Source organism: Streptomyces sp. CB01635 (assembly GCF_002803065.1).
GTDB lineage: Bacteria > Actinomycetota > Actinomycetes > Streptomycetales > Streptomycetaceae > Streptomyces.
In genome coordinates, this window is the sequence record NZ_NNBL01000035.1 from 20,903 (window position 1) to 35,393 (window position 14,491).

The window sequence follows — 14,491 nt, forward strand, 5'->3', positions numbered from 1 at the left end:
GAGAAGCCTCTACATGCCGTGCAGACACGATGCTTGGTCCGGCCTGATGGGGCAAGTTGCCTCCGTTGGACAACGAGGTCATGCTGATCGCCAGGTCCCCCGAAGGCGCTCCGCCGATCGAGGGCGGCTGGCGAAGGAGCGAGAAGATGGGCCTGTTGGCTACGCAGCACCTCGACGCCGAGGTCATGTTCTACGGCCTGTGGATGGAGGACATCGGGGCATCATTCGACGACGAGCCGAAACCAGATGCGCCCTTCGGCTCCTCGACCGGCGGCCGCGTGGTGATTCACAGCGGGGGCCACACGCACACGGCCGACTTCTGCGCGGAAGTCTGGGATGAGGAGCCCCCTGAGGCTCCCGGACCATGGGAGAAGGTGGCGCAGACACAGATCGACGCCCCCGCCGGGCAGGTGCGCCTGTGGACCTATGCCGCGATGACCAAGGAAGACATTGTCCTCGGTCAGCCCGGTCGAACATGGAGGGTGCGGGTGCATGTGCGCGGTAGGGAAGAGGTGCACAAACTCGCGCAGCTCGATGTCCCGGAGGGGATCGAGCACTACCTGGTGCAGTTCTGGCCCGCGTGACGGTGCGCCACAATATGGCGCACCGTCACCCGGAGGCGAGTCAGTTGACCTCGACGAGGAATCCATCGTTAGGGCCGTCGATGATCCGGTTGTACTTGTAGAAGAGGGACATCAGGGTGCCGCCTGCACCATTGTCGGTCTTGGGAATCGGGCGGGCCGAGTAGTTGTTCTTGGGGGCTTTGCCCTGCGGGTCGTACTTGGCTGAGGCTTGCGCCGCGCCTTCATAAGTGGTGGAGAAGGGGAACTCGTCGCATTCGTTGCCGCCGTCGGCGTAATTGTCGCCCCAGTACTTCTTGCATGTGGCCACCGCGGCACGGCGGTTGGCATTGCGCCGTGACGTGTCGGCGTAGAGGCGAGTGAGCGGCCTGTCGGCTGTCCGGCCGGGTATGTCCTTGCTGGTATTGTCCGGCTTGGTCGTTCCCGGCTTGTCGTAGGCGTCCTTGATGTGCTGGGCCGCGAGCCGCTCGGGAGCGTCGGTCTTAGTGCTGAAAGGCATCGCCACCGTGTAGCTCATGGCAGCCGCGCCGTTGTCGGGGGAGACGTACTGGGCCTTGTCCCAGCGCGGTGCCAGGAAGAAGGGCTCGCCGGACAGCGCGCCGTTCATCTTCCAGCCCCCATCCACTCGCAGCTTCACCTTGGGTTGGTAGACGGCGAAGACGGTGTCGTCGGGTGGGTCGCCCTGCCCGCTGGCGACGGTCAGATTGTGCTGGAAGCCGGGTTCGGTCTGAGCCTTCAGCGCGGCGAAGCTCTGAGCCACAGGCACGCTCCCGCCCTGGGAGGTCTTGGCCGTGGCTGGCCAGATCTGAGGAATGGTCACACTGGGCGTGATCATGAACGTAGAGACGCCGGTTGTACCCGTTGTTTGCATCTGGACGTACCGGTACTGCACGTTCATCGTGCGGCTTCCCTTGGCAATCGTGCCAATCGCCAGGAAGCCGAACGTGCTCGCCCCAACGGGCTTGTTGTCCTTGATCCATTCCTGGGTGAACGAGGCGCCGGAGCACACGGCGAAGCGCGACTTGATGAAGAACTTCTTGTCCGAGCCCAGACCGTCACGGCACTCCTGCGCCGTCATGGTGTGCGCCGGCTCGGGGTACAGGCTGTCGTCGGCAGCGAGCGTCCGGGCGCGCTGCGCGCCGGAACCGCCCGGTGCGACTGCGGCCGGCTCATCCGACTCGGACGCCCACGCCGCCGCCGGACCGACAGTCTCCAGCGGTGTTTCGCCGGCCGTTGACGAGGCATTGAGGGAGTTGGCGTCGGCGACGGTACGGCGATGAGTCCAGTCCTGCCGCAGTTCGCGCAGGCTGGGCAACGAGGCGCCCAGAGCGCCGACCGTCGAGACGACCCGAGGCCCCTTTTCGGAAGTGCTGGCCGCACCGGCCGGCTCCAGACTCACTCCGACGAGTAATCCGAGGGAAACAAGAGCAGTTGAGGCTGCCTGAGCTACAGATCTAAGGCGCACAGTATCTCCATGGCTGTGGTTGATGCGTGACGGAACATCACCGACCTGATCATGAAGAGTCCGCCACGAACAACACACGTCTCAGCCAACCCGCCAAGCTGGCAGCGCCGGTTCGGTCGATTAGTGGCACGCCTGTGGGCCGCAAGAGCCGACCGTAGCCAGCATTCGCCCGCCCATCGGCCTGACAGCGTTTCGTGCAGACGAGATGGCCCTCTGGCCCCTTGACAGTTGGTCAACTACCTCGGGAGGCTGGCCGAGATGGACTTCTATGAAACCCGTGATGGGTTGAACGAGAGCAACGCACGGCGTGCCATGCTTGCCGCCTGCGACTCTGCTGGACTGCCTCTCCTCCCGGACGCAGAGCTCCTGCGGCTCGGGGAGAACGCGCTCTTCGCTCTCCCGGAGATCGGCGTCGTAGCAAGGGTCGCTCGATCAACGGAAATGGCCGACAAGGTTGCCAAGGAACTGGCCGTGGCGCGCTGGCTTGCTGAGTACGGATTCCCGTCCGTGCAGCCGACGGATACCCCACAGCCCATCGAGGCGAACGGTCGACTCGTGACGTTCTGGGAATACGTGCCGGAGAGCTCCCCGCCTGCCTCCAACACGATCCTGGCCGCGCTCCTCCGGGGCCTGCACGATCTGCCGGACCCGGACTTCCCTCTCCCCGTCCTTGATCCGTTCCCCATCATGCGCAGTCGTCTCGAAGTCGTCTCCGGGATCAAGCGCGAGGACGTAGCTTTCCTTGCCGAAGCCTGCAACAACGCAGAAGAGGACTTCCGCACCCTCATTGCCTCCTCACCCAAACACTTGGTGCACGGTGATGCGCATCGCGGCAACATCCTCTGGGACGGCAACCGCGCCTTGCTCATCGACTATGAAGCGGTGGCGATTGGCCCCCGGGCCTGGGACCTGGTACCCACTGTCATCGCCGTGGATCGGTTTGGTCTGCCGCCCAAGGACTACGCGGAGTTTGTTCGGACGTACGGCACGGATGTCACGGAATGGCACGGGTACCCAGTTTTGCGTACCACGCGGGAACTGGGTATGACGACCTGGCTCATGCAGAACGCCCAGTCTGGTCCGGAAGCAGATGAGTTCGCGCTGCGCATGGAATCTCTTCGAAAGGGTGACCTTGAACGCCGCTGGCACGCGCTCTAACGGAACGGACGGGGGACTCTTCGCCCCTTACGCTTCCCGGCCTCACCTCCGCATCACCACCGTGTACTCAACGTCTTGGGTGTGCGACCCGTCGCGGCTTCCCCCCGGTAGGCACGCTTCGACGGACGCACTCTCGTTCGGGCGTCTGGCACCCTTCTACGAATTGGCCGGAGAGCAATTACCGCGGGTCCTTCGCAAGGAACCCCTCGACTGCGCATCTCTCGTATGCCAACGCTGGCAACCGGGCCCGCCCGTGGCCGCCACACTCTGGCATTTCCTGCATCCCTCGGGGCAGGTTCTGGTCGCCCTGACGCTGGACGTCCCCTTAGGCCTTGTTGAATGCATTCCGCTGATGGAAGATCTCTACTACGCGAGCGTCGAATGTGACGGTGTGTCGCTGGAGAAACTCGCCGGCGAACGCGTTGGCTACCGTTCGGAGCACTCTGAGGGACAAGCGCCCGGCTTCCTCCCCGAACGGCACCAATTGGTCTTCCGGAGTGTGCCGTCACCCGAAGACGCCCCGGACGACGACACCATCCAGCGAGTCATCTACCGTACTGACCTCCCGTACCGGCCGGAGCACAGCTCCATCGTCTACCCGGCTGAACTCAACAGACGCCCGACCACCGTTGGCGCTCTGGGACCGTACGCGAGCCTCATCTGCGGCCATCAGGACTACATCGAAAACTCCGTCCTACTCTCCGCCGTGCAGGCTGTGGGATCGGCGGCACGCCTGCGGGAGATCCGAGAAGTCGCCCACACCTACGGACACCGCTTCCGCGCCCGGTCCGACGGCACACGCAGCACACACCACCGGCGCACCATGCTGGAGTCGATCTCCGATGGCCTGAGCCATCTCGAACTCGAGCTCAGTTACAGCGTCGAAGCTGGCGGGGACATCGGAACCCTCGTTCCTGCACTGCGAGTTGAGAGCTTCCACAATGCCCTCTACACGACAATGGGGCTCACCGAACGCTCCGCCACCATCGGACAGATGCTCAGCCGGCTGGGCAACGCCATCGCTGCCGAGCTGACGTCGGTGGAGAGCGCCGAGCAGCGAGCCGGTGATCGCCGCCGGATCCGGACCGTCGTGGCAGTCACCTTCGTCACCACGATTACCGGTACTTTGAGCCTGCTCTTCGGATTCTTTGGTGTCAACGCCGAGCAGGTGGACCAAAGCCGGTCGATGTTCGACGACCGATACACACCCATTTACGGCCTTATTGCTCTCATTTTGGCCAGCGCACTGGCGATCTTCAGCGGGATGCGGCTGCATGAGCGCTGGAGCGAACGGCGTGAGCATGGCCAGCTCCGCACCTGGGAGACCATCCATGGTCTTCTGGCTCGCGAATTTGGCACGGTCATGCTTGACCCCACGCGCATGGTGGCTCCTCCGCCGAACCCGAGAGTGCCCGCCACCAGGCCCCGACCACCAGACGAAGAACCACAGCGTTCCGGAACACGCACGCAGTAGCCATGGGCTAATCACTGTCACGGACTGATCTGGGTGGACAGGCAACTGGCGAGTGCGGTTGCTCTCTTCAACTGAGCGTTTGGTGGGGTTGCTTCGGATCGCCGTTTCGCCGAGTCGCTCGCGCATTGAGTCCAGTCCAGGTCGCAGTGGCACCCGAGCTCGTCGAGGCGCCGACACCAACTACGGGGCCTCCGGCTGGTCGAGCACCAGCATTCTGCAGCTGATCGGCACACCCGACGCCAACGATGACTCCATCCCCGACGTCTGGACCGTGCGAGCCGACGGATCTGTCCGCTTCTGCGCAGGAGGCCGGACAACCCTTCCTTGGCCCGGTAGAGGGATCATCAGCCCCAAGAGCTACTGGAATACGCGCAGCGCGATCGGCTAGAAGCAACCAGCGTCAAGTCAGACCGGCTGGCCAGCCTGCGGGCAAGTCAGCCGGTCTGACCGGCGTGATGTAGTGCGGTGAAGGCAGGGTGCCCCGAGCGCCCGGGTGAACGCCTACAGCAGCATGGGGGACGACAGGGCGGCCTCTGCACGCACGGCCATAGTGCTGCCCGAGGCGCCCCGGCCGCAGGCACTTCGCGGTAAGCCTGTACGACTTGGGGCACATGGCCCGCGTTCAGGCCGTCAGGGGCGCCGCCCAGAAGAGGCAGGTGCTGAACCCGGCCGAAGCCCGCGAGTGAGCCAGCTCTGACCAGGACAGGCCATGCGCACCGGCAAGCCACATCCGGTCACCGAAGGGGCGCTGCCCGTCGAGTCCAGGCTGAGGTAAGGCTGGTGCAGGAATGGTGACCTCATGATCACCCGGGCGACGCGTTGTCGTCGTCGTGCGCCGATTAGGGTTGTTGCAGTCAACCCCTACCGTGAGAGGTTCTCCGATGTCCGAGTCCGCACCGGATCCGTCAACTGTCCATTTTGGCAGGGACGGCATGCGCCGCTTCAGTCTCTTGGGCGCTGAGCGAAGCGAGCTGACTCAGGAGACTGCCGGACAGCTCGAGCAGACTGGTGTTCCACTGCAGGTTGCCTTCTACTTCACAGCGGCCGGCATGACGGACGGGCACACCCTCGCATTGTTCGCGGGGCATCAGCAGATCCCGGTCCCGCATGATGACGCCGGTGACTGGCTGCGGCTCGGCTCGGATGGGCCGGTGCAGTTGTGCTTGCGTCCCGACGGCGCAGTGCAAGGAGTGTTCCTTGGTATCGAACAGCCTGACATGTTCGTCAGCTCAAACGTCTCGACGTTCAATCGGTCCCTGGCAGTGCTCGACCGTGGACTGGCCGAGGTCGCTGCGGCGACGGATGTCCCCTCGGCTTTCTCTGCCTTCCGCGAGCTGAACGCTGAACTCCGCCAGATCGATCCTGCCGCGTTCGCCGGCCGGGAGAACTGGTGGCCACGCGTACTCGACGACGTCCGCCACACTCTCAACTTCCCCTTCGCCTCCACCTTCGAATACCAAGACGACACCGGCACCAGCCAACTCGTCACCGAGGCAACTGGCCCAGGGCTTGCCCACCCGGAAGAACTGGTGTGGCAGAAACTGTCCGCTGCCGGCGTCCAGCCAGAACAAGTGCAGCGCGTCTACTGCGAGTTGCAGCCATGCATGATGCCGGGGCACTACTGCGCCGCCTGGATGCGGGCGACCTTCCCGCACGCGGAGTTCACCCACAGCTTCGACTACGGCGACGACGCGGAATCACGCGAGCAGGGCATGAAAGAACTCATCACCTACACCGCGCAGCGGGCAGGGCGCGGATGAACGCTCAGACGTGGGCGCGGCCGGCCGCGGGACGAGAGCCCGCCGCCGCGGCCCTGCTGGCCTGGCTCACCGACCCCCAGGCGCCCCGACTGTGCCTGGTCACAGGTAGCAAGAGGTGCGGCAAGTCGCAGCTGCTGGCCTGGCTGATTGGACACGGAACCCGTCCGGGCACCACTCTCGAGCGCCGTGTGCACAGTTTCGTCCCCCTGAGCGGACAGACCGCCCGGACCGCCGCGTGGGCCATTGCCGAACACCTTTCCATCGCAGCGCGCACGCCCGGGGAGCTGATCCAGACCCTGGCCGCCGACCCCCGCCGCACCGTGATAGTCCTGCCCGACTTCCACGCGGCGGACGGCCCTGACGGTCTCACCGAACTCATTCTGGCCCTGCTCGAACTGGACCATGTTCGTCTCATCGTCGAGACAAGAAGCGGCCACCCGCAGGCACGGACCCTGGCGACCTGCAGTCCTGCACAGATGGACCTTGACGAGGCGCAATGGACCGACAGCGTGCGATACGCCGCATGGACCGCGGAACACCCGGATGACATCCCTGACGAGCATGAGGCGCCGCGCGCGCACCCGAACGTCGATCTGAACGATCCCAGTGCTTTCTGCACGGCAGATCCGTGGAGCGTGTCAGCACTCTACGAACACTCCCACGACCTGCACGGCGGCTTGCGGGCGGCCTGGTTGCGCGCGGGGCAGTCACTGACCCGTGAACAAGACCACGCGGACCGGGCCCTGGTACTCAGGGCGGCACTGGGCGACGACGCAGACCCACGCCACGCGCAGTCGCTCGCAGAGCTTCATGCCGGTTCCACCTGGGAGCTGGCATGGACACGGGTGCGAGGCGACATCCGGCCGCCCTGGCCGGGTCCCGCCCGCGCACTGGCAGCCGGACGCGGACAGAGGGCCGGAACAATCCTCGTCGCCGACCACATGGGCACCGTGCGCGCTGTGAACGAAGCAGACGCTGCCGCCCTTGGCCGATTGCCCCAGGCCAAAGCGCAGCCACGCGCCATCGCATCATGGCCCGATGGAACGGTCCTCGTGCTCGACAACCACGGCCACCTCCACTGCCACAAGGCGACCCAGCCAGCCTCAACCGGCCTGCACGCCCTGTTCGACGACCAGCCCACCCCCCTCGATCACCTAGTCCAGGCCGCGAGTGATCACCTCAAAGACACCCCTGGCACCGCAATGACGGCGACCGGCCAGACGATCGCAGTCGCGGACGCCTCCGGCGCCGTGCACGCCTTCCTGCCCAGCGCCGAAACCCCAGTACCCCGCACCAGCCGGCTCCACGACGGAACAGTCACCGCACTGACTGCAGTCGAACTCACCGACGCCGACGGCCAACCGAGCAGTGCTCTGCTCTACAGCGGCGGAGCCGACGGCCACGTGCGCGCCTGGCGCACCGATACTGCCCCTCTCGCCTCACCGATCATTTCGCGCCCCTGTGCGGTCACGTCTCTCAGCGCAGCCCACACCCCCTGCGGACTTGTTCTCGCCGTCAGTTGGGCCGACGCCTTGGTCGAACACCATGCCTTCGACGCCGGAGCGCTGCGCCGCTTCGTACCCGGCCTGCCAGTACAGGCCGTCACACTCACCGCCGCAGGCCACCTGGTAATAGGCACCGATCAGGCACTGATCTGTCTGAGGCCGACGAGCGACAAGCCGCAGCAGCTGGCTTGACCCGAGCTATGCGAGCTTGACGATCTTTTAGCTTCCCTAGAGGGTAAGCGGGTTGACGTCTTACGGGGGAATGGCAAGTGGGGAAGACTCTGCCCGACGACCTTGTCGCGGTAATGGATCTAGTCGGTGTCAGCTGGCCCAACATCGACGAGGACGAAGTCCGCGGCAGCGCCAAGGACTACCGCCACCTCGCCGACGGCATCCGCGACATCATCACCGAGGGCAACAGAGCCTGCTCCCACATCGTGGGGGGCAAAAGCAAGGGCAAGACGGTCCAGGCCATCGACCGCCGGTGGGGCAAACTGACCACCAAGGACCTGTCGACCTTCATCAAAGCACTCGACGACCTCGCCGACGCCCTGGACGACTGCGCCGGCTTCATCGAGGGCTGCAAGATCGTCTGCATTACAGAACTCAGCGCAACCGCCGCCACCGCCACGGCCGGCGTCATCGGCATGTTCTTCACTGCAGGTCTCAGTGGCCTACTCAGCGCGGGCGCCATCGCCGCATGCCGCATCGCGCTGCACGAAGCCATCAACTACGCGACCGGCGAGATCACCTCCATCGTCACGGACAAGATCGAAGCAAAGATCCTCGACAAGATCGAAGACCTCTTCACCGACCAACTCGATGCCCACGACGACAACGACCTGGGCCACTACGCCGTCGGTACCGGCGACATGGCCCAAGACCTCGCCATCGAGTTCGACGACTTCGACAAAGCCTCGGGCGACTACGACAAAACCAAGCGCAACTTCGACAAGAAGAAGAACGCCCACAAGACCGGCGGCGGCAAACGGCGCAGCTCAGTCAAGAAGGACAGCCGCTTCCACAAACTCGCCACGGTCATGGACAAGGCCGAGGACGCCGTCGACAAGAAAGCCGACGAGACCGTGCACGTCCTCGAGAAGCACGGCGGCAAGATCGATGCGAGCAAGAAGGAACACAAAAAGAGCGACGAGAAGACCCGCGACGACGTCAACCGATGCAAGGTCGACGATGACGACACCCCGATGTATCTGCTCAACGCAGACGGCACCGTAGAGCGGCTGAACCCAGACGGCTCCACCGACCCCGTCAAGAAGACCGACAACTCCGGCATCCGTGACCTCATGACGGAACCCGGCCAGAAACCCGGAGAAGCCGGCCGCGTCTGGCGACCACGCAAAGGGCAAAAGGGCCCCTCGTACCCCGTCAGCCCCAGCAAAGACAAGGCGGTCGTCACCTCGCGCAAGGTGGCACCAGGCAGCACCGACCTGTCCCGCGCCACTCAGATCGCCCGCTACCACAACCAGGACTGGGGCGGCGGCAACTACGCCGCAGGCCGCTACCAAGACCCCTCGGGCAAAGAAATGGTCCTGGTCACCAACAGCGAAGGCCCCCACTCCGAACGCACCCTCGGCTATCCCATCCTCAAAGCCGAAAAACAGGACAACCTCACAGAGGTATACACCGAACGAGAACCCTGCCAGGGACGCCCCTCATGGTGCGACAAGTGGACGGCCAAATACTTCGGGTCAGACCTTGAAGTCACCCACTCAGCGAAGTACCTCAACTCCGAAGAGCCCAAAATCCGGGACGTGGAACACGAGAAGTACCGCTCCCAACTCGAGAAGGACCAAAAAGCCCACGGCGTGAGCGGCGGCTTCCGCTGACCGCCACACAGCCCCGTAGACGCCACACGGCCCCGTAGAGTGGAGCACCATGAACGGCCTCAAGTTCGAATTGACCTATGACGAGTTGGTGAGCTGGTTCGGCACCGAGAACGTCGAGCGGTCCGTACGCGCGGACGCCGAAGCTCTCGGCTTCTCGGGACCCACCCTCGACTTCCTGTGCTCCGTCGGCATCCCCTCCACACCGAAGGCGGAGGTGGGCGCTCCCAGCAAGGAAGCCAGCCTGCGTGCCTTCGATGAGATGGCCGACGAACAGTGGACCGTTCCTGAAGAGTCACGCAACTGGATCGTCCTCGGCAACCTCACAGCGACGACCATCGCCCTCGACACCGTCACCGGCACCGTGTACGGCTTCTATGAGGGAGCCGAAAACCCTGTCCCGCTCCACGCGGACGTCTCCTCGCTCGCCTACATGATCTACGCAGTCAAGCGGGCGCTGCCCGAGGTCGCCGTACAGTCGTCGTTCGATGGGCGCGAGGCCGTCATCCAGCGCGTTCAGCAGGACATCGAACGGCACGATCCTCTTCCCTTCGGCGAAGACAGCGAGTGGGTGGCCTCCTTCGAGGAGATCGCCATGGGTATGTGGACCTGATCGGTCGGACCGCCCGGCGAGGACTCCTGCTCTCTCACCGGAGCCCGATCGACTAAGCACGAGCGTCTCCTGCACGCGCTGGAGATCCTTCCGCTGTCGGCTGGGGAAGCCGGGCATCGTTGAAGGCTTCGCGTTCGGCGACGTGTCGTGGTTGTGCGGTTCTATTTGGAGGGGCGCCAGCTGCGGGCGAGGTAGGCGGCTTTTGCGGGGTGCAGTCCGGTGGAGTCGGCCACGGCTTTGAGGGGGTAGCCGAGGCCGTGGTGGAGGACGACGGTGTCGTATTGCTGGGGCGAGCTGGTGTTGAGGGGGAGCGGGTGGTGCCGGCTGGCGGTGAAGGCGACCAGCTGCTGCCAGGCGTAGGTGGCTGGGCTGGGCTGGCTGACTACATGCGGCCAGTGGGTGAGGAGGTGGCCCAGGGTGTGGGCGACGGCGTCGGCGGCCTCGTCTGCGGGCAGGTGGAGTTGCGCGTAGCCGAGGTAGCAGCCGCTGTGCAGAGCACGGAACGCGTCGAAGGCGGGTGGAAGTGCGGGCGCTATGCGCGCGTCGGCGTTTCCCGGGGTCGCCGGGCGTCTGGCTGGCAGGCTGCGGGTGGCGCGCGGCATGTTCCGCAGGCCTTTTGTGGGAGCGAGGAGGGCTGCGGTCATCCGAAGGCCCCCGCAGGCAGGCCAGAGGAGAAGGCGCTTCGATTCCGGGCTTCCGGGGTGACTGCGGCGGCATTCCACAACGGGAGAACGGACTCGGGGCGCCCGTGCAGGGCGGCGACGAGATGCTCGACCTGCTCCCAGTCCGGTACCTGATCGCCCTCGATCACCGCTGCGATCTCGCCAGGGGAGAGGCTGTGGTTGATGCGGGCGCTGAGCTGACGGAAGCTGGGATGGGCGTTGGCCAGCCGTAGACCACGCAGTGCAGCGGACAACGAATCGGGACTGGGTGGCTTCTGCCCGTGAGCGGCGTCCCACAGAGGCCGCAGATCCTCGGGAGACGCATCCAGTGCGCGGACGAGACGGCGGGTGACTCCCCACGTGGGCAGCCGGTCGCCGCTCATGATGCGGGAGACGTATGAAGCGGACACCCCGGCTTCCTCGCCCAGGACGCGCATCGACTTGTCGCTGGAACGGTGCAGGTGGGACAGGGCCCTCCCGAACGTGGACACTGAGTCCGCGGTGGCGTCATCGGCACCCGCGGCACCCTGCTCTGCGCCTGCGGCGGCGCGCAGGGTGCGCTGGTGAGGGACGGTCCTCGAGCGGGTCGGCAACGGGGCTGCCTGAGGGTTCTGCAGCCGGGACAGCCGGGACTGGCGGCGGCGCGCGTTGTCCGCGGCTGAGTACTGTCGGCTGATGGTGTCGGACGTGGCCCTCATCGCACTGGCGATCTCCGAGGACTTCTTCTTGTCGCTGCGGGCCTGCTCCACGAGGGCGGAGGTCAAGTCTTTGAGATCGATATGCAGTTGGGCGAGCCGGCGCAGGGCGGCCAGCGGCTGGCTGCCCTCCGCGTGGGCGACAACGGCGTCCAGAATCTGGGCGCACTCGTCGGCGACCTGCGCCGCGTACTCCCGGGCGCTGGTTCCGCCAGGGTCCGGGAGCTGGCGCTTGCGGTAGGAGCGCCCGCAGCGGTCCGAGCAGTAGCGGCGGCGGCGGCCGCTGCGGACCGCCTGTTCGACGGTGTTGTAGCAGCCAGGGTTGGCGCATGAAGTCGGCCACTGGTCTGATGCGCTCATCGTGCGTAGTCCCTTTCGGGGGTGCATCCCACAAAGACGGGGTGGAATTGGGGGGTTCCGCAAAGCGCCACTGGCAAGTCACGCGTGCGTCGCCCCCGGGTGCCGGGCGGCAAAGGGAAGGGCAGGCGCCTCCAGGGTGGGCCGGCATCACGCCCGCCCACCCCGGATTTCGCTCTACACAGCGGAAATGCGCCGGTAGCGCAGCCAGGAGCGACGCAGCGCTGCCACGAACACCGGGACCGCGGCCAAGGCAACTTCGGCCTCGCTAGGCCGGAACACGAGCACGATGCCCGCGAAAAGCACGGCAAGGAACGGGCCGAGCTGCATGTTGACGTTCATGTCACGCCACCGCCGAGGTTTAGGCCACGGCTGGCGAGGGATGCTAGCTTCGAGCCACGACAGCGGGTCACAGACCGGCAGGTCGGAGAAGTGGTCGGGAGGCATACGCCCTCCTGGTTGCTGAGGTCTCAATCGGATGCGGGGCAGCCTCGGTTCAGATGTGGAGTCCGGGTCGGGGCCGCCTCGTGCTCGCCGAACGTACATGCTCACGCATCCGACACACCATCACTACAGACCGTTAATGGGACAGTTGCGGTTATCTCTCGCAGGCCCGAGCCGAACCGGTCACACGGCGCTCAAATTCAAACCTTGAGCAGTCGCAACGAGGCACATATGTACGGCAGTTGATGGCAGATCAAGCCCACACGCCGGTGCGTGCCCCGTCCACCGCACCTCAGTTCCACCGGCGCACTCCAGCGCGTCGTCCGGGAGCTCCGTGCCGTCATGTTGGGGGGCGGCCGGATTCTGTGACACCCTCGCTCGCTGTTGCGCGGTTCGAGGCCGCGCGGAGATCAGCCGTGCAGGTAGTCGAGAACGGCCACGATCCCGCTGACGATCCCCGCAATGGCGGAGAGCACACCGAGCGTGACGACGCTCTGGCCGCGGCTTCGGTGCCGGTGTGGTTCGCACTGCGCTGTCCGCTGCGCCTGATCACCCCAGGGGCCGCGAAACACAGCGTGCTCGGCCCGAACCCTCCCAGGTCGCGGGCCGATGCAGTTCCCTACAGAAGTCACTCCAGTCATCGGTGGCCAGATGCCCCCATGCGCCGGGCGCCGCAGCTGAGTTGTGTTCCGTCGTCGCGATGAAGTCGAGCCTGGCGGCGCGCGCCCGAACGGCCAACTCTTCGGGAGCGAGTTCCCCGTCCGAGTGGACGGAGTGGACATGGCAGTCCCCGCGGTACCAGGCCGCCCCGCGTTCGACCGCCCGCGTCGGCGGGAAGGTCAGACTCGACAAGATTCTCCCCTCCTCAAATCCTGTCAAGCCAACGCGAACCCAGGTTCACAGTTGAAGCAGTCACGGCTTGTGTGTCCCGCGCCATGTCCAACCCGACGTGAGCACGACCTCCTGCAGCGGGTCCCTCAGATCGTTGGAGTCGAAGCGGAAGTCGTCAACGCGCTGGCGGCGGCCGTCCGGGCCCTTCTTGTAGCTTCCGCGCCAGGACTTCACTCGGGTGCGAGGCCCCTTGCCGTGCCTGCGTGCTACGACACGCGTGGGCGGGTCGCCGGCGCGGGTCGTCTCGCGGACATCGGCGCAGACCCGTACCTCGTGGGCCCCTCCGTCCAGACGCATACGGAACTTGAACGTCCGCTCCACCTGTCGGCGTCCCATCCCGCTGCCCCAGCCCGGCTCGAGCATGTGCCACTCTGCCACCACGTCGGCCTTCTCCTCCGCGAGCGCGGTGCGTACGCGGTAGGGCTTGTCCGGGCCGTTGAGCGCGAACAGGGCCGCCTCCACGTGGGAGCGCGCCAACGGCTCCACGCCCTCGTCCGGGTATCGGGTTCCCGTCCGCCAATCGCGAAAGCGGCCCATTGCTAGTTTCCTTCCGAGGTGCTCGGTCGCACGGTGCGTACGAAGTCCTGGAACTCTTCGAGGACTTCGTGAAGCTGTTCGGTGGTGGCGGTCAGTGCCAGCTTGATCACCGCATACTTGTGCGGATCAACGGTGTCGGCCAGGGGCAGGTATACCTGGACCTGGGCGAGCTCGCGGAGCTCGTCGTTAACGGCGGCTGACAGGAGAAAACGCTGCACGAGAGCGGGCGCGTCGTCGGGACCGACCTCGCGGCGGTCCACCAGTTGCACGGACTCAGCGGCCTGCTCCAAGCGCCTCACGGACGCATCGGCAAGGTCCGACAGCGACACGTCGTCGGGCGGAATCTCTCCATCGATGGTGATGTTGGCGGCGAATCCGGCATCGGGGTGGGGATGCAGGGCGGCGAAGGCCACGCCGAAGCTGTCGATGGTCTCGGTTGAGGCCGGGGCCCAGCCGTCAGACAGCTGGAACTCGACTGCCAAGGGAAGTGGCTTGGACAACTCAG

Annotated in this window: 13 protein-coding genes; 7 read left to right on the plus strand and 6 right to left on the minus strand. The window is 65.5% G+C overall.

Annotation, left to right across the window (positions count from 1 at the left end):
* Positions 1-65 precede the first annotated feature (65 nt).
* Entirely contained in the window at positions 66-584 is a 519-nt protein-coding gene (locus CG723_RS41040; RefSeq protein ID WP_159032657.1) for a hypothetical protein, read from the plus strand.
* A gap of 40 nt (positions 585-624) precedes the next feature.
* Here CG723_RS41040 and CG723_RS46625 read toward each other — a convergent pair whose 3' ends face one another.
* Entirely contained in the window at positions 625-1,980 is a 1,356-nt protein-coding gene (locus tag CG723_RS46625; protein WP_159032658.1) for a NucA/NucB deoxyribonuclease domain-containing protein, read from the minus strand.
* A 324-nt stretch (positions 1,981-2,304) separates the two neighbouring features.
* Between CG723_RS46625 and CG723_RS41050 the strand changes: the two genes are divergently transcribed.
* From CG723_RS41050 to CG723_RS41075, 6 genes are all read left to right on the plus strand, one after another.
* Positions 2,305-3,204 carry a phosphotransferase enzyme family protein gene (locus CG723_RS41050; RefSeq protein WP_234374792.1) on the plus strand — a complete coding sequence of 300 codons (900 nt, stop codon included), beginning with the start codon at positions 2,305-2,307 and terminating at the stop codon, positions 3,202-3,204.
* Positions 3,205-3,457: 253 nt separating this feature from the next.
* Positions 3,458-4,678 carry a hypothetical protein gene (locus CG723_RS41055; RefSeq protein ID WP_234374793.1) on the plus strand — a complete coding sequence of 407 codons (1,221 nt, stop codon included), beginning with the start codon at positions 3,458-3,460 and terminating at the stop codon, positions 4,676-4,678.
* Between the two features lie 881 nt (positions 4,679-5,559).
* Positions 5,560-6,438 carry a nucleic acid/nucleotide deaminase domain-containing protein gene (locus tag CG723_RS41060; protein ID WP_100598658.1) on the plus strand — a complete coding sequence of 293 codons (879 nt, stop codon included), beginning with the start codon at positions 5,560-5,562 and terminating at the stop codon, positions 6,436-6,438.
* 188 nt (positions 6,439-6,626) lie between these two features.
* On the plus strand, positions 6,627-8,135 hold the full coding sequence (locus tag CG723_RS41065; RefSeq protein ID WP_234374794.1) for a hypothetical protein: 1,509 nt from the start codon (positions 6,627-6,629) through the stop codon (positions 8,133-8,135).
* 77 nt (positions 8,136-8,212) lie between these two features.
* Entirely contained in the window at positions 8,213-9,790 is a 1,578-nt protein-coding gene (locus tag CG723_RS41070) for a nucleic acid/nucleotide deaminase domain-containing protein (protein WP_100598660.1), read from the plus strand.
* A 49-nt stretch (positions 9,791-9,839) separates the two neighbouring features.
* Positions 9,840-10,400, plus strand: a complete 561-nt coding sequence (locus CG723_RS41075) for an SUKH-4 family immunity protein (RefSeq protein ID WP_100598661.1) — start codon at positions 9,840-9,842, stop codon at positions 10,398-10,400.
* A 161-nt stretch (positions 10,401-10,561) separates the two neighbouring features.
* On the opposite strand, the gene CG723_RS41080 is transcribed toward CG723_RS41075, so the two are convergent.
* The 5 genes from CG723_RS41080 to CG723_RS41100 all read right to left on the minus strand — a co-directional run bounded on the left by CG723_RS41080 (position 10,562) and on the right by CG723_RS41100 (position 14,486).
* Entirely contained in the window at positions 10,562-11,044 is a 483-nt protein-coding gene (locus CG723_RS41080) for a hypothetical protein (protein WP_159032659.1), read from the minus strand.
* A complete protein-coding gene (locus CG723_RS41085) occupies positions 11,041-12,117 on the minus strand; it encodes a helix-turn-helix domain-containing protein (protein WP_100598663.1) in 1,077 nt (358 codons plus the stop codon). The genes CG723_RS41080 and CG723_RS41085 overlap by 4 nt, the downstream gene beginning before the upstream one ends.
* Positions 12,118-12,291: 174 nt before the next feature.
* The gene (locus tag CG723_RS46630) at positions 12,292-12,456 is read right to left on the minus strand and encodes a hypothetical protein (protein ID WP_159032660.1); all 165 of its coding nucleotides are present in this window, start codon (positions 12,454-12,456) and stop codon (positions 12,292-12,294) included.
* A 1,014-nt stretch (positions 12,457-13,470) separates the two neighbouring features.
* Complete coding sequence (locus tag CG723_RS41095) at positions 13,471-13,986, minus strand: hypothetical protein (protein WP_100598664.1); 516 nt, start codon at positions 13,984-13,986, stop codon at positions 13,471-13,473.
* Between the two features lie 2 nt (positions 13,987-13,988).
* Entirely contained in the window at positions 13,989-14,486 is a 498-nt protein-coding gene (locus CG723_RS41100) for a hypothetical protein (protein ID WP_100598665.1), read from the minus strand.
* Between the last annotated feature and the right edge of the window lie 5 nt (positions 14,487-14,491).